Source organism: Pseudonocardia alaniniphila, from assembly GCF_022524485.1.
Classification (GTDB): domain Bacteria; phylum Actinomycetota; class Actinomycetes; order Mycobacteriales; family Pseudonocardiaceae; genus Pseudonocardia; species Pseudonocardia alaniniphila.
The window spans coordinates 204,134-221,500 of the sequence record NZ_JAKXMK010000017.1 but is presented as its reverse complement, the minus strand read 5'-3'; the positions used below and the strand labels follow the sequence as shown (position 1 = coordinate 221,500).

General features: G+C 70.3%; 16 protein-coding genes. 4 read left to right on the top strand and 12 right to left on the bottom strand.

Going from position 1 to position 17,367, the window contains the following annotated elements:
* Positions 1–45 precede the first annotated feature (45 nt).
* A complete protein-coding gene (locus MMF94_RS21280) occupies positions 46–1,038 on the top strand; it encodes a Rieske (2Fe-2S) protein (protein WP_241038864.1) in 993 nt (330 codons plus the stop codon).
* A 4-nt stretch (positions 1,039–1,042) separates the two neighbouring features.
* Here MMF94_RS21280 and MMF94_RS21275 read toward each other — a convergent pair whose 3' ends face one another.
* From MMF94_RS21275 to MMF94_RS21265, 3 genes are all read right to left on the bottom strand, one after another.
* A complete protein-coding gene (locus MMF94_RS21275; RefSeq protein ID WP_241038863.1) occupies positions 1,043–2,653 on the bottom strand; it encodes an AMP-binding protein in 1,611 nt (536 codons plus the stop codon).
* Between the two features lie 372 nt (positions 2,654–3,025).
* Positions 3,026–3,943 carry a DMT family transporter gene (locus MMF94_RS21270; protein ID WP_241038862.1) on the bottom strand — a complete coding sequence of 306 codons (918 nt, stop codon included), beginning with the start codon at positions 3,941–3,943 and terminating at the stop codon, positions 3,026–3,028.
* A gap of 236 nt (positions 3,944–4,179) precedes the next feature.
* Complete coding sequence (locus tag MMF94_RS21265) at positions 4,180–5,016, bottom strand: class I SAM-dependent methyltransferase (protein ID WP_241038861.1); 837 nt, start codon at positions 5,014–5,016, stop codon at positions 4,180–4,182.
* A gap of 99 nt (positions 5,017–5,115) precedes the next feature.
* Here MMF94_RS21265 and MMF94_RS21260 point away from each other — a divergent pair, with 99 nt between their 5' ends.
* Positions 5,116–5,958, top strand: a complete 843-nt coding sequence (locus MMF94_RS21260; protein ID WP_241038860.1) for a ParB N-terminal domain-containing protein — start codon at positions 5,116–5,118, stop codon at positions 5,956–5,958.
* A gap of 30 nt (positions 5,959–5,988) precedes the next feature.
* Here the strand turns inward: MMF94_RS21260 and MMF94_RS21255 are convergent, their stop codons facing one another.
* The 8 genes from MMF94_RS21255 to MMF94_RS21220 all read right to left on the bottom strand — a co-directional run bounded on the left by MMF94_RS21255 (position 5,989) and on the right by MMF94_RS21220 (position 14,648).
* Positions 5,989–7,245: an ABC transporter ATP-binding protein gene (locus MMF94_RS21255; RefSeq protein WP_241038859.1), complete on the bottom strand. Its 1,257-nt coding sequence runs from the start codon at positions 7,243–7,245 to the stop codon at positions 5,989–5,991.
* A gap of 6 nt (positions 7,246–7,251) precedes the next feature.
* The gene (locus MMF94_RS21250; RefSeq protein ID WP_379660237.1) at positions 7,252–8,100 is read right to left on the bottom strand and encodes a carbohydrate ABC transporter permease; all 849 of its coding nucleotides are present in this window, start codon (positions 8,098–8,100) and stop codon (positions 7,252–7,254) included.
* Positions 8,097–9,059 carry a carbohydrate ABC transporter permease gene (locus tag MMF94_RS21245; RefSeq protein WP_241038857.1) on the bottom strand — a complete coding sequence of 321 codons (963 nt, stop codon included), beginning with the start codon at positions 9,057–9,059 and terminating at the stop codon, positions 8,097–8,099. The genes MMF94_RS21250 and MMF94_RS21245 overlap by 4 nt, the downstream gene beginning before the upstream one ends.
* Positions 9,056–10,414, bottom strand: a complete 1,359-nt coding sequence (locus MMF94_RS21240) for an ABC transporter substrate-binding protein (protein ID WP_241038856.1) — start codon at positions 10,412–10,414, stop codon at positions 9,056–9,058. The genes MMF94_RS21245 and MMF94_RS21240 overlap by 4 nt, the downstream gene beginning before the upstream one ends.
* 170 nt (positions 10,415–10,584) lie before the next feature.
* Positions 10,585–11,103, bottom strand: coding sequence for a general stress protein (locus MMF94_RS21235; RefSeq protein ID WP_241038855.1), 519 nt, complete (start codon positions 11,101–11,103; stop codon positions 10,585–10,587).
* 191 nt (positions 11,104–11,294) lie between these two features.
* Positions 11,295–12,488: an acyl-CoA dehydrogenase family protein gene (locus MMF94_RS21230; RefSeq protein ID WP_241038854.1), complete on the bottom strand. Its 1,194-nt coding sequence runs from the start codon at positions 12,486–12,488 to the stop codon at positions 11,295–11,297.
* A 154-nt stretch (positions 12,489–12,642) separates the two neighbouring features.
* Positions 12,643–13,605 (bottom strand): HpcH/HpaI aldolase/citrate lyase family protein, encoded by a 963-nt coding sequence (locus MMF94_RS21225; protein ID WP_241038903.1) that lies wholly within the window; start codon positions 13,603–13,605, stop codon positions 12,643–12,645.
* Positions 13,606–13,775: 170 nt separating this feature from the next.
* Positions 13,776–14,648 carry a PhzF family phenazine biosynthesis protein gene (locus tag MMF94_RS21220; RefSeq protein WP_241038853.1) on the bottom strand — a complete coding sequence of 291 codons (873 nt, stop codon included), beginning with the start codon at positions 14,646–14,648 and terminating at the stop codon, positions 13,776–13,778.
* Positions 14,649–14,915: 267 nt separating this feature from the next.
* Here MMF94_RS21220 and MMF94_RS21215 point away from each other — a divergent pair, with 267 nt between their 5' ends.
* Complete coding sequence (locus MMF94_RS21215; RefSeq protein WP_241038852.1) at positions 14,916–16,208, top strand: magnesium transporter MgtE N-terminal domain-containing protein; 1,293 nt, start codon at positions 14,916–14,918, stop codon at positions 16,206–16,208.
* Entirely contained in the window at positions 16,201–16,803 is a 603-nt protein-coding gene (locus MMF94_RS21210) for a DUF1003 domain-containing protein (RefSeq protein WP_241038851.1), read from the top strand. Before MMF94_RS21215 ends, MMF94_RS21210 begins: the two co-directional genes overlap by 8 nt.
* On the opposite strand, the gene MMF94_RS21205 is transcribed toward MMF94_RS21210, so the two are convergent.
* Positions 16,781–17,269 carry a MarR family winged helix-turn-helix transcriptional regulator gene (locus tag MMF94_RS21205; protein WP_241038850.1) on the bottom strand — a complete coding sequence of 163 codons (489 nt, stop codon included), beginning with the start codon at positions 17,267–17,269 and terminating at the stop codon, positions 16,781–16,783. The genes MMF94_RS21210 and MMF94_RS21205 overlap by 23 nt on opposite strands.
* Positions 17,270–17,367: the final 98 nt, after the last annotated feature.

Here is a 17,367-nt window from a genome sequence, read left to right as displayed (position 1 = left end):
GGCGATCGACCGGCGGGCTCGGCCTGCCCGTCCTAGCCTGAGGCGGTGAACGAGCACCGTTCCGTCAACCCGCTGCGCCGGCTGCACCGCCCCCCGTGGGCCGAGCAGCGGCCGACGTGGAGCGACGCGGCGCCCGGGCTCATCGCTGCCGCGCTGCAGCGGGCGCAGCGCCGTTCGCCCGGCGGGTGGTTCGTGCTCGCCGGCAGCCGTGAGATCCGTCCGGGGCGCGCGTTCGGCCGGTTCGTCGCCGGTCGCGAGCTCGTGGCGTGGCGCGACGACGCGGGAGCACTGCACGTCGGACCGGGAGCCTGCCCGCACCTGGGAGCCCCGCTGTGTGACGCCCCCGTGCACGAGGGGCGGCTCGTCTGCCGCTGGCACGGGCTTGCACTGGGCGCGTCCGGACGGCCCGGCTGGCGACCCGCACCGGCCCACGACGACGGCGTCCTCGCCTGGGTGCGCCTGGACGACACTCTCGGCCCCGACGATCACCCGTCGGACGCCCCTGTGCTCGGCCCCCGTCCTGCCGACCAGGGGCTCGCCGCCGTGGCCACCGTGATCGGCCGGTGCGAGCCGGAGGACGTCATCGCCAACCGGCTCGACCCGTGGCACGGGGCGTGGCTCCACCCGTACTCCTTCACGGCGTTGCGCGTGCTCAGCGCGCCGCCGCTCGACGCTCCGCCTGCCGAGGACCGTTTCCTCGTCGAAGTGACGTTCACGGTGGGCAAGCGACTCGGTGTTCCGGTGCGCGCGGAGTTCAGCTGCCCTGACGCGCGGACGATCACGATGGAGATCGTCGACGGCGAGGGCGCCGGTAGCGTCGTCGAGACGCACGCGACACCGTTGCGGCCGGATGCCGACGGGCTCCCCCGTACCGCCGTGATCGAGGCCGTGGTCGCCCACTCCGACCGTCCCGGGTTCGGCCACGCACGCCACGTCTTCGGGGCGCTTCGCCCGCTCATCTCCGTGGCCGCCCGCCGGCTCTGGCGCGACGACATCGCCTATGCCGAACGCCGCTACACGCTGCGGGCGCGCAGCTGATTCGCTACTCGGACCCGCGGGAAGCGGCGCGGAGCGCCTTCCGAAGGATCTTGCCCGCCGCGGACCTCGGGATGAGGTCGACGAACTCGACCGCGCGCACCTTCTTGTAGGGCGCCACACGGCAGGCGACGAAGGTCATCACGTCCTCGGCGAACTTCTCCGGTGGGAGCTGCTCCGCGCACTCCCGGCGGACGACGAACGCCTTGGGCCGCTCCTCGCCGTCCGGGCCGGGCAGGCCGACCACCGCCGCGTCCGCGATCCCCTCGTGCCTGAGCAGGAGAGCCTCCAGCTCCGCGGGCGCGACCTGGTAGCCCTTGTACTTGATGAGCTCCTTGACCCGGTCGACTACGTGGAACACGCCGTCCTCGGAGACCGTCACCACATCCCCCGTGTGCAGGTACCCGTCCGCATCCACCGTGGCCGCCGTGGCCTCGGGATCGTTGCGGTAGCCGCGCATGATGTTCGGGCCACGGCAGATCAGCTCGCCCGGCTCGCCCGCCGCGACGTCCGTGCCCGTCATCAGGTCGACGACCCTGGCCTCGACGTTCGGCATCACCACGCCGATGCTCCCGCGGTCGATGTCCGGCCGGTCCACGGGAATGCCGTGTGTGCAGGGACTGGACTCGGTCATGCCGTAGCCCTGCAGGACGGTGACACCCAGCCGGTCGGCGACCGCACCCGCGAGGTCCCGGTCGAGCGGCGCGGCGGCCGAGACGACGATGTCGAGGCTGCTCAGGTCGTAGGAGTCGACGAGCGGGCTGCGCGCGAGCGCGAGCATGATCGGCGGAACCACGTGGATGTGGTCGATGCGGTGCTCGGCGATCGCCTGGAGGAACGCCGCCAAGTCGAACCGTGGCACGGTGACGACGAGGGCTCGGTGCCGCAGCCCTTGGTTCATGATCGCGGTGATCCCGTAACTGTGCGACAGCGGCACCACCGCGAGCAGACGTGCGCAGGGCCCGATCCGGCCGATCGGATCCGACTGCAGCAGGTTGACGGCGAGGTTGCGATGGGTCAGTTGCACACCCTTCGGCAGTCCCGTCGTGCCCGAGGAGTAGGGCAGGGCGGCGAGATCGTCCGGCGCCACCGCCGCGGCGGCCCGGCTGGTGTCGGCACCGCCGACCATCTCGTCGAGCGACGTCTCCGGCACCGCTCCGCGACGCCCGGTCGCTTCACCGAACACGACGATCTCGCTCACCTGCACGCCGTCGTGCACCACGGCCGCCCGGGCCCGGTCCAGGTGCTCAGGCGTGGTGAACAGGATGCGTGCCGCCGAGTCGCGCAACTGGTGGGCGAGCTCGCCCGGCGTGTAGAGCGCGTTGGCCGGGGAGGCCACCGCACCCGCCCCGAGCACCCCGTGGAAGGCCGCTGGGTAGTCGGGCGTGTTCGGGGCGAAGATCGCAGCGACGTCGCCGCGTCCCAGTCCCCGCTCACCGAGGGCAGCCGCCACTCCCGAGACGGTGCGGGTGAGTTCCCCGAAGGTGTATCCCCGCCCGGTGTCGGCGGCGAGCACGGCCGGGCGGTCCGCGTCGGCGGGGTCGAGCTGCCCGAACACGAACTCGTGCAGCGGGACGTCCGGGATGTCCACGTCGGGATAGGGGCTGCGGAAGATCACTGCTGCTTCCTCCTGGGATCGAGCCGGTCCGGGGTCCTGGCCTCGCCTGCGACGTCGTCCAGGACGTCGTCTGGGGCACAGGAGGTGCGGCGGCGATCGGCCTCGGCCCTCGCTGACGGCGACGCTGGTCTCCCGGTGCAGACGACTCCGGCACCCACGGGTTCGGCGCCGGTTCGGAGAGGGCTGTCCGACCGGAACCCGTAGGTTCCGACCCCCTCTGGACAGCCCCCTCTCGCACTGAGAGTCCTGTAGATAGACCCGGGCGTCAATACCCCATGCACAACACAAAGTGCAGGTCAGAGCGGTGCCAACTCCACTTGAACGTCCCGCCGCGTGACCTCAACCCGTCGCGACGAGGCGACGCCGCACGCCTCACGCGCCGCCGCGCTGCGGCTCCGCTCGGTTCCGGCTCCCTGCTCCCGCCAGCACGACCGCGGCCCCGAGGAGCAGCGCCCCCGCGATTCCGGAACCACCCAGCCGATCACCGAGAAGGACCGCGGCCAGCACCGCGGCCGTCAGCGGTTCCAGCAGTGCCATCAACGCGCCGAGTGCAGCCGGCGCGGTGCGCAGCCCGCGGAAATAGCACGTGTAGGCGACCGCGGTGGGGACGAGGCAGAGCGCGAGGAGGAGGCCGACGGACCGGGCGTCGGGCACGAACGACAGGCCTGACGTGGCGAGGGTGACGGGGACCAGCAACGCCCCACCGATGGTGAACGCGAGACCGGCGGTGGCCGCGTCGTCCAGGTCCGGAACCGGCCGCTCCGCGATGAGCGTCATCGCGCTGAAGCCGGCTGCGGCGAGCACCGCGAACGCGACGGCGATCAGCGCGTGGCCTGCGGGCGTCGTGCCGTGGCCTGCGGGCAGCCCGACGAGCATGGCCAGACCCAGCATCGCCAGAACGACCCCCGTCACCTGACGCCGGCCCGCCGAGCGGCGGCGGGCCAGCAGCACCAGCACCGGCGACGAGCCGATCGTCACGAGCGTGGCGAGGCTGACCGAGGTCAGGGTGACGGCCGTGAAGTAGGCGGCCTGGAAGAGGGCCGCGAGTCCAGCGGTGACGGCGATGCGCCGCCACGCGGCGCGGCTGCGAGGCAGCGGGCGCCCGCTGACCCGGAGGTATCCGACGATGAGCAGCCCTCCGATGCCGAGCCGGTAGGTCGCCACCGCGAACGACGAGAGGCCTGTGGTGTCGGCCAGCATGCGACCGAGCAACCCGCCGGTACCCCAGAGGACCCCGGAGAGAACGAGAAAGGACACCCCGGAAACCGGGGTGGTGCGAACGATGGGCATGACTGTGCTGCGCTCCTGCGACAGAGGAAGGAAGGGGTCGCGGAAGCGGGGCCGATCCAGGCGCGTTGCCGGCGCGAGGCGCCGGTGGCCGGACGACCGTGGAGCGCACGTCGCCCCGGCGGGGCGAGTGCGGAGGCGGCCCCGCTAGGAGCGGGGCGGCGGGGTGATCGGGAACATGCGATGCACGGCCCCCACGCTAGTGATGCCGATCCGCAGGAGGCACGCCGATTTCGGCCTCAGGCGCCCGTCGCCGGCGGCGTCGCCTCGATGCCTGCGGGCGGCGTGGCGGCGTCCGGATCGATCGATGGGGCGGCGGGGGCATCGTCGATCGCCGTGTCGTCGACGGCGGGTCGCCGTCCGAGGAACGTGTACACGATGTGCTGCTGCCAGCCCGGCACGGTCTGCACCCGCAGGTCCTCGAAACCGGCCGCGGCCAGCCGCTGGCAGAGAGCCGGCACGCTGTCGAACTGCATGACGCTGCGCCACAGGTACCGGTACAGGTCGGCGGAGCCCGCGCGGATCTTCCCCATCGGGATGATCACGCCCCAGCAGACCGCGGTCCAGACCGCACGGCTGCGCAGCGAGTCGCGCACCGAGTACTCGTGCACGGCGATCGGCGCGCCCGGTCGGAGCAGGCGGTAGAACTGGCGCAATGCGGCGTCGCGGTGCACGAGGTTGCGCACCAGGTAGGCCGCCAGGATGCCGTCGTAGGGCCCGATGATCCCGGTCATCGCCAGGTTCTCGACGTTGCCGTGCACGAACTCCACATTGGACGGCCAGGTCTTCGCGCGGGCCTGCGCGAGCATCTCGGCCGACGCGTCCACGGCGGTGATCTGGGCCTCCGGTGCCCCCTCGAGAAGCGCCGCCGTGGATGCGCCGGTGCCGCAGCCCAGGTCGAGCAGCCGCAGCCCGGCTCCTTGATTGGGAATTCCCATCCGTCTCACCGACATCCGCAGGTGCTCGTGGTAGCCGCGGTTGGCGGCGACGAGCTTGTCGTAGGACCGGGCATGGGCGTCGAACGAGCGCGGTACACCTCCGCGCTCTACGGGACTCGGCTTCGACGAGGAGGACACACTCAGCATCTTCGTGCATACGGCCCCACCGTGGCCACGACCCGTACGCTGCCGGCGTGGTCCGCGCTCCGGCAGCGACCCCCGCGTGAGGAGGCGTGCATGCCCGCCACCGGCTTCCCCACCGCCGACGCCGAGAACGACTTCCTGCGGGTCCGCCGGAGGCAGGTGCTCTCCCGGCTCGCGGCATGGCTGCGGCGCGAGCCGGACGACGTCAACGAGATCCTGCCCTTCGACGAGGTCGTGGCGGCGTTGGGCCGCACCGGCGAACGCCGAATCGGTCTGCAGGTCGTGCCCCTGGACGCGATCGTCGGCAGCGTCGACAGGACGCGTGACTTCGATCGCTTGTTCCGGCCACGGTCGCAGCGCACCCGGGAGCGATGGGAGCGGCTGGCACGGGCGCAGCGGCGCGGCGAGGCGATCCCGCCGATCGACGCCTACAAGGTGGGCGAGCTGTACTTCGTGCGCGACGGCCACCACCGCGTCTCGGTGGCGCACGCGCTGGGACTGCGGTCGATCGACGCGTTCGTCACGGAGGTGACCACCACGATCGACGCGACCGGGATCTCGCGGCGCGGTGATCTGATCACGAAGGACCTCCGCCGCGTCTTCCTCGATCGGGTTCCCCTGCCGGGCGCTGCGCTCTGCACGATCCTCGTCACGGACGCGTGGTCGTACGCCGAGCTCAGCGAGACCGTCGAGGCGTGGGGCTTCCGGCTGATGCAGCAGGAGGCCCGCTACCTCGACCGCGAGACCGTGGCCCGCCGCTGGTACGCCGAGGAGTACCGCCCGGTCGTGCGGATGCTCGGGCAGGCCGACCTCATCGGCGACCGCACGGAGGCTGAGGCGTATCTGCACCTGGCGTGCCAGCGCTACCGCCTGATGCGCACGCACCGCTGGGACGACGACGTGGTCGACCGGCTGCGGGCCGACCCGGGCAAGTGACCGGGCCGGCCGCTCCGCCGTGTGGCGGCCTCAGCTCCCGGCGTCGGAGGCGACCGTGCTCTCGGCAGCGGCCGTGCTCGCCGCCGGCTGCGCCGTGCCCGTGCCCGTGCCCGAGGTCAGGTTCTTCCCGCTGGACGGGTCGAAGACCTGGATCTTGGCCGTGTCCACCCACACCTCGGCCCGCTCGCCCTCACGGACGCCGGACGTGGCCGCCAGGCGGGTGACCAGCGTGCCGGTGTCGCCGCCGGGCACGTCGGCGGTGCCGGCATCGGCGGCGAGGTCGGCGAGGTCGTCGGACATCGCCTGCTCGCCCTCGATGCTGAAGTAGGCGAACTTGTCCGAGCCCATGGACTCCAGCACGTCGACCTGGGCGGTGAATACCGACCCGCGGGCGCGCTGGTGGTCCTCGACCAGCGACGCGTCCTCGAAGTGCTCGGGCCGGATACCGACGATCACCTCGCGCGCCGAGCCGGCGTCCTCGAGGGTGCGGCGCAACTCGTCGCTGAGGACGAAGTCGCCCAGCGCGGTGCGGAACGACCCCTCCTCCAGCTTCGCGGGCAGGAAGTTCATGGCAGGCGAGCCGATGAAGCCCGCGACGAACAGGTTGGCCGGCGTGTCGTAGAGCGTCTGCGGTGACCCGACCTGCTGCACGATCCCACCGCGCATCACGACGATGCGGTCGCCGAGCGTCATGGCCTCGGTCTGGTCGTGCGTGACGTACACGGTGGTGGTCTCCAGCCGCTGCTGGAGCTTGGAGACCATCGTGCGCATCTGCACGCGCAGCTTGGCGTCGAGATTGGACAGTGGCTCGTCCATGAGGAACGCCTTGGGGTTGCGCACGATGGCGCGACCCATCGCCACGCGCTGGCGCTGACCGCCGGACATGTTGGCGGGCTTGCGGTCGAGGTGCTGGGTGAGGTCGAGGATCTTCGCTGCCTCCTCGACCTTGCGGTTGATCTCGGCCTTGTCCACCTTGGCGATCTTGAGCGGGAAGCCCATGTTCTCGCGCACGGTCATGTGCGGGTAGAGCGCGTAGGACTGGAAGACCATCGCGATGTCGCGATCCTTGGGCGCACGCTCGTTCATGCGCTCGCCGCCGATCCGCAGTTCGCCCTCGCTGATGTCCTCCAGCCCGGCGATCATGTTGAGCGCCGTGGACTTCCCGCAGCCGGACGGCCCGACCAGGATGATGAACTCGCCGTCGGCGATCTCGATGTTGATGTCGTCCGCGGCGACGGTGCCGTCGGGATAGCGCTTGGTGATGTGGTCCAGAACGATGTCAGCCACGAGATCTCAGCCCTTCACTGCGCCGGAGGTCAGGCCGGCGACGATGCGCCGCTGGAACAACAGGACGAAGATGATGATCGGAATGGTGAGCAGCACCGCCGCAGCCGCGATCGACCCCGTCGGCTCGGCGAACTGCGAGGCACCGGTGAAGTTGGCGATCGCCACGGTGGCGGTCTGGGACCGCAGCGTCGAGGTCAGCGAGATCGCGAAGAGGAAGTCGTTCCAGCAGAAGATGAACACCAGGATCGCCGTGGTGAACACGCCCGGCGCGGCCAGCGGGACGATCACCGAGCGAAACGCCTGAAGCGGAGTGGCACCGTCCATCTTGGCGGCCTTCTCGAGCTCCCACGGGATCTCGCGGAAGAACGCCGAGAGCGTGTAGATCGCGAGCGGCAGCGCGAACGTGATGTAGGGCAGGATCAGTCCGGGCCAGGTGTCGAAGAGCCCCACCGCACGCTCGATGTCGAACAGCGGTGAGACCAGCGAGATCTGCGGGAACATCGCGATCAGCAGCGACACTCCGACCAGCACCTTCTTGCCGGGGAAGTCGAGTCGGGCGATGGCATAGGCCGCCATCGTGCCGATCACCACGGCGAGCACCGTGGCGATGATCGAGATGCCGATCGAGTTCACCAGCGCCCTGGTGAAGATGTCGAGCGAGAAGATCTGCGCGTAGTTGTCCAGCGTCCAGCTGCGCGGGATGAAGTTGCCGTCGGTGATCGTGTCGGTGGTCTTGAACGAGAGGCTCAGGATCCACAGCACCGGGATCAGCGCGTACAGCACGACCACGAAACCCGCGATCCCCCACCAGACCCTCGCGCGCGGATCGCCCGTCGTCGTGGTGGCCATCTCTATCGCCTCCCGCTGGGCTCGGAGCCCGGCGCCGCGGCGCCGAAGAGCTTGATGAACAAAAGGGCGATCAGAGCGACACAGATGAAGATCAGCACGCTGATCGCCGATCCGATGCCGAGGTTGAAGGCCTTGAACAGGTTGTCGTAGCCGAGCATCGACACCGATCCGGTGCCGTTCGAGCCCTGGGTGAGGATGTAGATGTTGTCGAACACCCGGAACGCGTCGAGGGTGCGGAAGAGCAACGCCACGAGGATCGCGGGCTTCATCATCGGCAGGATGATCTGCGTCAGCCGCTGCCACGGGCCTGCGCCGTCCACCTGAGCGGCCTTGAGCAGGTCGTCGGGCACGAGCGCCAGGCCTGCGAGCAGCAACAGCGCCATGAACGGGGTGGTCTTCCAGACCTCGGCGAGGATCACGATCGCCAGCGCCGACCCGAACTCGGTGAGCGGTGCGCTGCCGCCCGGCAGCAGGGCCGCCAGGTAGCCCTTGTCCGGCGTCCAGGCGAACTGCCAGCTGAACGCCGCCACCACCGTGACGATCCCGTACGGGATCAGGACGACCGTGCGCACGAGGCCACGGGCCACGAGCGTGCGGTGCATGATCAGCGCGAGCGCGAGCCCCAGCACGAACTCGATCGCCACCGAGACCACCGTGATCAGCATGGTGACGCCGAACGCCTGCCACCAGTAGCCGGACGTGAGGACGGTGACATAGTTGGCCAGCCCCACGAAGGCCTGCTCGGCGGGGAACCGCAGGTCGTAGCGCTGCAGCGAGAGCCACAGCGCGTACCCGATCGGGTAGGCGGCGACCAGCACGATGATGATCACCGCGGGGGCGCACAACAGCAACCCGAGATTCTGCTCCGCCCGCTTGCCCTCCGACAGCTGCGCCTTGGTGGGTTTCTGCGGGCGGCGCGTCTCCTGCTCGGTGGCCGCCGCGAGAGCACCACTCTGGATGGTCATGGCACCAGCCCTTCGGAGTTGGCCGCGCCCCGGACCTGGTCGACGAGCTCCGGCACGGCGGTGGCCGGGTCGATCGCCGCGGGCGGGTTGAGCAGGTCCGAGAGCACGATCGAGATGCTCGTGTATCCCGGCGTCAGCGGGCGGACGCTCGCGTTGTCGAGCGAGTTCTTGATCGCCTCCCACGCGGGGTACTCGGCCTGGAACGCGGGGTCGGTGTAGAGGTCGGCGAGGGTGGGGGGCACCCCGCCGTCCACGGCGTTGCGCAGCTGGTTGTCGCGGTTGCGCAGGCACTGGATGGCCTCGAACGCCAGATCGGGGTGCTCACCGGTGGTGCTGGCGGCGAGGTTGATGCCACCGATCGTGGGCTTGGCCGGCCGGCCGGGATCGACACTCGGGTAGGGGGCCCAGGCGAACTCGTCGACCACACGGCGGCCGGTGTCGGCGGTGGTGGGCTTGCCCTGTGCGTCGATGAAGGTGCCGCCGCCCCCACCGTCGGGTGGCGGGGTGTGGATGGAGGCATAGACGAACGGATAGTTGACCTGGAAGGCGGCCGTGCCCGCCTCCATGGCCAGCCGTCCGTCGTTCTCCTTGTTGACCGACAGCGACGGGTCGGAGCCGGGCGCCGATGCCACGCGCTGCATGATCGACAACGCCTTCTGCGCCGCGTCGCCCTGGCCGAGCAGCACGTTGCCCCCTTCGTCGACGATCTGGCCCCCGGCACTGGCCAGCAGCGTGTTGAACCAGACCACGAGGCCTTCGTACTGGGCGGCCTGCACCTCGATGTAGGACGGGAGGCCCTGCTGGGCGAGCCGCTCGGAGGCGGCGATCATCTCGTCCCAGGTGGCGGGCGGTGTGGGCGAGAGATCCTTGCGGTACCAGAGCACCTGCGTGTTGGTGTTCAGCGGCGCGGCCCACAGTGCGCCCTGGTAGGTGGCCGTCTGCAGGGGCCCCTCGAGCGTGCCCTGGCGCACCTGCGCGGCGACGTCCTCGGGGAGCTTCTCGATCCACCCGGCCGCCGCGAACTCCGCGGTCCAGGTGACGTCGATACCGACGATGTCGACCTCGGGGTCGCCTGCGACCAGGCGCCGTGCGAGCTGGAGTCGCTGGTCGTCAGCGCCCTTGGCGAGCCCGTTGTAGACGACGGAGTAGCGGCCTCCGGACTGGGCGGTGCAGTCCTGCGCCGCCTCGCTGTACTGCGTGGCGCCGTCGGCGGGACCGTAGAAGTTCAGAACAGGGGGGCCGGTCGATCCCGAACCGCACCCCGCGACCGCGGCTGCCGCCAGCACAGCGCAGACCCCGGCGATGAGTGGTCGGCGCCGTGATCGTCGCGACTCCGGACGCACCGGATCCCGCATTCGTGCTCCCGTCCCGGCCGACGGTCGAGGTCGGCCACGTCGCCCATCGTGTGATGCCGGTCACCCTGCGCACCGGATGATCCGAACCTAGGCGCGTGACGCGCAGCCCGCAAACGGGGGATGCGCTCCGAGACGGGAACGAGATGTAGTGCTCTGGCGCCCGCCAGAGGTCAGGCGGGCTTGGTGCCCATCGCCAGTTTGGCCAGGAGTTCGCGGGCCTTCTCGGCGTTGCGCGGCTGGCACAGGACGTCGTACCGGCCGGCCACCATCTGGCTGGCCGAGGTGAAGTCGCGGCGTCCCTTCGAGGCGCCGTAACCGACCGCCGCGAAGACGAGGCCGAACACGATACCGCTGGCCAGACCCACGAGGATCGGCCCGAAGGACGAGCCGCCTGCGGTGAACAGGCTGAGCAGCAGGCCGACGAACAGACCGAACCACGCACCGGACGCGGCGCCGGAGACCAGTACGCGGCCCCAGGTGAGACGGCCGATCACCCGCTCTACGAGCATCAGGTCGACACCGACGATGGTGACGTCCCGGACAGGGAAGTCCGCATCGGCGAGATGGTCGACGGCCCGCTGTGCCTCCTCGTACGTGGCGTAGGAACCCACCGGCCATCCGGTGGGCGGGGTCGGCAGATTGGGCAGGCCGGGCGCGGTGCGCGCGGGGCCGCCGAACGGTGTGGTCACGGGGCCTCCTCTAGCTCGATGTCGGGACTCCTGGCGGTCATGGGTCCACAGCATGCCAACGCCAGAACCAGGGACGAAGTGCCCGTTCCCCGGATGATCACACGAAACCGGGGCTACCGGTGCCCTGGAGTGTCACGACGTGGTCTCGACGACCACCTCAAGTCTCCGCCGACCCTGCCGCAACTGCAGAATCAGCGGAGTTTGTACTCCTTCAGCAGCCCCCTGCTGATGATCGTCTTCTGGATCTCCGACGTGCCCTCGCCGATCAGCAGGAACGGCGCCTCCCGCATGAGCCGCTCGATCTCGTACTCCTTGGAGTACCCGTAGCCGCCGTGGATGCGGAACGACTCCTGCGTGACCTCCGCGCAGTACTCGCTGGCCAGCAGCTTGGCCATGCCGGATTCGACGTCGAACCGCTCCCCGGAGTCCTTGAGCCGTGCCGCGTTGACCATCATCAGGTGCGCGGCCTCGACCTTCGTGGCCATCTCGGCCAGCTTGAACGCGATGGCCTGGTGCTCGGCGATCGGCTTGCCGAAGGTGCTGCGCTGCTGCGCGTACTCCACGGCGAGCTCGAAGGCACGGATCGAGATGCCGCACGCGCGGGCCGCGACGTTCACCCGGCCGACCTCGACACCGTCCATCATCTGGGCGAAGCCGCCGCCGCGTTTGCCACCGAGGATCTGGCCGGCCGCCACACGGTGGCCCTTGAACACCAGCTCTGTGGTGTCCACGCCCTTGTAGCCCATCTTGTCGATCTTGCCCGGCACGACGAGCCCGGGAGCGACCTCGCCGTAACCCTCCGGCTTGTCGACGAGGAAGCAGGTGAGGTTCTGGTGGGGGCGGTCAGCGCCCTCGTCGGTGCGCACGAGCACGGCCGTGAGGTTGGACGTGCCACCGTTGGTGAGCCACATCTTGGCGCCGTCGATGACGAAGTCGTCACCGTCGGCCACGGCCTTGGTCTTGATCGCCGCCACGTCGGAGCCCAGATCCGGCTCCGACATCGAGAACGACCCGCGCACCTCGCCCGTGGCCATCCGGGGCAGGTAACGCTGCTTCTGCTCGTCGGTGCCGTGATGGGTGATCATGTGCGCCACGATGAAGTGGGTGTTGATCACTCCGGAGACGCTCATCCACCCGCGGGCGATCTGCTCCACCACCAGCGCATACGTCAGCAACGACTCACCGAGCCCGCCGAACTCCTCCGGGATCGTGAGCCCGAACAGGCCCATCTCCTTCATCCCGTCGACGATGTCCTGCGGGTAGGTGTCGTCGTGCTCGAGAGCGGTGGCGTGCGGGATGATCTCCTTGTCCACGAACGTCCTGACGGTGGACAGGATCTCCTGCTGGATCTCGGTGAGACCGGCGGTCTGGGCGAGCCGGGCCATGGCGTTCCTCCTGGCAGGCGTCTCGGGCCACCGGGGATGCAGACGTCCCGGCGCTGGACTGGTGGTGAAGAAGTATCCCCCTGCATGACATACCGAGCACATGGTCGGGATGTGAACGTCCTCACCAGAGTCCGGATGAGGACGGCCGGCCTGGTCAGGACTCCGGCGGGGTCCAGCGGTCGGTGCGCTGCATGCCGGCGGCGCGGCCCTTGCCGGAGATCACGAGCGCCATCTTGCGGGACGCCTCATCGATCATCTCGTCGCCGATCATCGCGGCCCCCCGCTTCCCGCCCGCCTCCGAGGTGTACCAGTCGTAGGCGTCGAGGATGTTCTCGGCGTGGTCGTAGTCCTCCTGCCGTGGGCTGTAGGTCTCGTTGGCCGCGTCGATCTGGCCGGGGTGCAGCACCCACTTGCCGTCGAACCCGAGCGCGGCGGACCGCCCGGCCACCCGGCGGAACCCGTCGACGTCCTTGATCTGCAGGTACGGGCCGTCGATCGCCTGCTTGTCGTGCGCCCTGGCAGCCATGAGGATACTCATGAGGATGTGGTGGTAGGCGTCGCCCACGTCGTAACCCGGGGGCTGCTCCCCCACCACCAGTGACTTCATGTTGATCGACGCCATGAAGTCGGCCGGGCCGAAGATGATCGTCTCCACCCGCGGCGACGCCGTGGCGATCGCGTTGACGTTGGTGAGGCCGAGCGCGTTCTCGATCTGCGCCTCGATACCGATCCGCCCGACCTCGTAGCCCATGGTCTTCTCGATCTGGGTGATCAGCATGTCGAGCGCCACGATCTGCTGGGGCGTCTGCACCTTCGGCAGCATGACGGCGTCGAGGTTGGCGCCCGCCCCCTCGACGACCTCCGTGACGTCCCGGTAGGTCCATTCGGTCGTCCAGTCGTTCACCCGGACCACACGCAGCCGCTCACCCCACCCGCCCTCGTTGAGGGCCGCGACGATGGTCTTGCGGGCCTCCGGCTTGGCCAGGGGCGCACACGCGTCCTCCAGGTCGAGGAACACCTGGTCGGCGGGCAGTGTGCGGGCCTTGTCAATGAACTTCTGGCTGGAGCCGGGCACGGCGAGGCAGGACCGGCGGGCCCGGATCCCCGTGCCGGCCACACCCTCGCCGGACCGCGCAGGAGTGGCTGCTGCGTTCGCGGGCTCGTTCACGGGCGACTCCTTGTCGACGTCGGCATCGAGACGGCCGGGTTCCGACGATGCTGGCACGTCGCCGCCGGATGTGCGGGGTGGGGTGATCCGGTTCTCACCGGTCGGGTGGCTGACCCCCGTCAGGGAAGGGCGAGCAGCTCGCCACGCGCGATGGCAACCACCCCGCCGCGCACCGACGTCGCCTGCGCCACACCACCGGCTGCCTGCACGACGACCGCCAGGTGCGACGGTCGTCCGATCTCCGCTCCCTGCGCCACGAGGAAGCCGGACTGCCCGTCGGCCGGGAGCACCCCGCGGTCGACGAGGAACACACCGAGCGCCACGGCCGCCGACCCCGTGGCGGGGTCCTCGGTGACGCCGGCTTCGGGGGCGAACATCCGCATGTGGGCCTGCCAGGCCGTGCGGTCGTAGGACACGACCGCGACGCCCACGAGATCCGATGCGAGTTCGCGCAGGGCCGCGGGGTTCGGCACGACGGCACGCGCCACGGCGTCCGCGCGCACGGGAAGAACGGCGTAGGGCACGCCTGCCGCGGCCACGCCGGCCGGCACCCCGGGCTCGACGTCTTCGGGGCGCAGGCCGACCGCGACCGCGAGCGCCGCACCGTCCAGCACCGGCCCGACGACGGGGGCGCCGCCGCTCACCTGCGCACCGTGCGTGTCCACGTGCACCGGCAGCAGCCCGGCCCCGCACTCCTGCACGACGTCGCCGGTGCTGATGAGGCCCTTCTGCGCGAGCAGCCATGCCGCGCCCACGCTGGGGTGACCTGCGAAGGGCAACTCCTTCGCGGGCGTGAAGATGCGCAGCCGGTAGTCGGCCTCTGCGGTGGTCGGCGGGAGCGGGAACGCGGTCTCCGAGAGGCCGAACTCCGCGGCGATCGCCTGCATCTGAACGGACGAGAGGTCGACGCCGCCGTGCACCACCGCGAGGGGGTTGCCGGCGAACGCGGCATCGGTGAAGACGTCGAGCACGTCGTACCGCATGGGGATCATGGGTGCAGTCTGGCCGACGCCCGCCCGGCGCCGACGGAAAGCCCGGTGGGCCGAATACAGCGCGGGCGACGCCGGTCGACGAAGAGATCGGCAATCAAAACCCGCCGAAATGTGATGGCGGCAGGCCTTATGCCCGTCTACCAATCGTAATATTCGAGCCCACCGCGCCAGGTCCGGGGTGCTCGACCACGCACTCGAGCCCTGTCGAGACGCACCGAGAGCACGTCGTACCGAAACGGGATCCGGAATCCGCCCTAGTCTTTCCCTGTGAGCACCGAACGCATCTTCGTCGCACGCCTGAGCGGGCTGGCCGTTTTCGGGCCCGACGGCGAGCGCATCGGCAAGGTGCGCGACCTCGTGGCCTCGTTGCGCGTCGATGCCGGCCCGCCGCGCGTGCTCGGCATGGTGGTCGAGCTTGCCACCAGGCGGCGGATCTTCGTCCCGATGCTGCGGGTCACCACTATCGACCCGAGCGCCGTCACACTCGCCACGGGGCGGGTCAGCCTGCGTCGCTTCGCCCAGCGCCCGAACGAGACGCTGCTCGTCGGCCAGTTGATCGACGCCCCGGTCAAGCTGGCCGAGAGCGGCGAGGAAGCCGTCGTCGTCGACGCCGCGATCGAGCCCAACCGCAGGCGGGACTGGGTGGTCGGGCGGCTCGCTTTGCGCGCGCGCCGCCACGGCTTCGCCCGGCGTGGACCGGTCCAGGTCGTGGAATGGAGCGCTGTCACCGGTCTGTCGCTCTCGGACCGGCAGGGCACCGCCGGGCTCCTGGCCGTTTTCGAGACGATGCGTCCCGCGGACGTCGCGACCGCGCTCTCCGAGCTGCCCGCGAAACGCCAGCACGAGGTGATCGACGGCCTCGACGACGAACGGCTCGCCGACGTGTTCGAGGAGATGTCCGAGCATGAGCAGCGCAAGCTGCTCGGGCACCTCGACTCCGAGCGCGCCGCCGACGTGCTCGAGGCGATGTCACCCGACGACGCCGCCGACCTGCTGCACGAGCTGCCCGACGCCGACGCCGACGCGCTGCTGGCGCTGATGGAGCCCGACGAGTCGGCCCCCGTGCTCAGGCTGATGAGGTACTCGTCCGACACCGCGGGTGGTCTCATGACCCCGGAACCGATCATCCTGCGCCCGGACGCCACGGTGGCCGAGGCACTGGCCCGGATCCGCAACCCCGACATTCCGCCCGCGCTGGCGAGCATGGTGTTCGTCTGCCGCTCCCCCTCCCAGACCCCGACAGGGCGCTACCTGGGGTGCGTGCACGCGCAGCGCCTGCTGCGGGAGCCTCCGTCCGAGCTCGTCGCCGGGGTGGTGGACGCCGAGCTGGCGCGGCTCACCCCGGACGCGACACTCGGCGAGATCACCCGCTACTTCGCCGCGTACAACCTGGTGGCGGGGCCCGTGGTCGACAGCGAGGACCACCTGCTCGGGGCCGTCACCGTCGACGACGTGCTCGACCACCTGCTCCCGCCCGACTGGCGCGACCGGCTGAACGACCCCGACGTGGCGTCGGACCGGGAGCCCGACGACGCTGAATCCGAGGTGGCGGATGCCTGAGATCATCACGTCCCGCAGGCTCGACCAGCCGCGCAGCAGCAGGACCCGCTTCGAGGTCGACCCGGACTGGTTCCCCCGGCTGTCGGAGCGCATCGCCCGCTTCCTCGGCACCGGCCGTTTCCTCGTGATCCAGAGCCTGATCGTGCTCGTGTGGATCGCGTTGAACCTCTCCGCCGTCGCCTGGCGCTGGGACCCTTACCCGTTCATCCTGCTCAACCTGGCCTTCTCCACGCAGGCGGCCTACGCGGCGCCCCTGATCCTGCTGGCGCAGAACCGGCAGGACGACCGTGACCGCGTGTCACTCGAGGAGGACCGCGCTCGCGCGGCACAGACGAAAGCCGACACCGAGTACCTCGCGCGAGAGCTCGCCGCCCTGCGGATCGCGTTGGGCGAGGTGGCCACCAGGGACTACCTGCGTAGCGAGCTGGAGCGGCTCGCCGACAGGATCAACGGGAAGACCCATCCGGACAGGGCTGCGCCGGACAAGGCTCGCCCCGACAAGGCTCGCCCCGGCCGGACGAGCACGGATCGGTCCCGGCGTGGCCAGGACACCGATGGGGCCGCGGCCACGGTCACTCAGCCAGCCGACGACTGATCCGTTCCAGGGCGCCGAGCTCCTCACCGTCCAGTTTCTCGACGAAGTACCGCACGATCCCGTAGAGATGGGTGCGCGACGCCGTGCGCAGGCGGAGCAGGCCGGCCTGGGTGAGCTCGGCGGCGACGCCGCGCCCGTCGCTCTCCACCGGGCAACGCGCGACCAGGCCGGACTTCTCCAGCCTGTCCACCAGCCGCGTCACGCCGGAGCGCGACAGGAGCACGGCATCGGCAAGCTCCGTCATCCGCAGCCGCCGGTCGGGAGCCTCGGCGAGCTGCACCAGCACGTCGTACGCCGCGAGCGAGAGCTTCTGCTCCGCTACCAGCTCGGTCTCCAGAGCGCGGGTGATCGTGGCGTGTGCCCGAAGGAACGTGCGCCACGAGTCGAGCTGCTCGCGGGTGGGTGAGTGGCGTCCCGTCCGCGCAGGGGTTTGGGCGGGCGGCGCGTGGGCGGCGGTGTCCGTCACGGCGGACGATGCTACGGACGTCGCACCGCAACAGCACAGACGTAACATGGAAACGGTCGTGGCAAGGTCACGTGCAAGCAAAGTCGCAGGAAGGTGCA

What these genes read in the sequence shown, in the direction of transcription:
- MMF94_RS21270 (WP_241038862.1), bottom strand. Translation starts at nt 3,943, where the DNA reads ATGCCCATCGTTCGCACCACCCCGGTTTCCGGGGTGTCCTTTCTCGTT.
- MMF94_RS21260 (WP_241038860.1), top strand. Translation starts at nt 5,116, where the DNA reads ATGCCCGCCACCGGCTTCCCCACCGCCGACGCCGAGAACGACTTCCTG.
- MMF94_RS21245 (WP_241038857.1), bottom strand. Translation starts at nt 9,059, where the DNA reads ATGACCATCCAGAGTGGTGCTCTCGCGGCGGCCACCGAGCAGGAGACG.
- MMF94_RS21240 (WP_241038856.1), bottom strand. Translation starts at nt 10,414, where the DNA reads ATGCGGGATCCGGTGCGTCCGGAGTCGCGACGATCACGGCGCCGACCA.
- MMF94_RS21230 (WP_241038854.1), bottom strand. Translation starts at nt 12,488, where the DNA reads ATGGCCCGGCTCGCCCAGACCGCCGGTCTCACCGAGATCCAGCAGGAG.
- MMF94_RS21220 (WP_241038853.1), bottom strand. Translation starts at nt 14,648, where the DNA reads ATGATCCCCATGCGGTACGACGTGCTCGACGTCTTCACCGATGCCGCG.
- MMF94_RS21210 (WP_241038851.1), top strand. Translation starts at nt 16,201, where the DNA reads ATGCCTGAGATCATCACGTCCCGCAGGCTCGACCAGCCGCGCAGCAGC.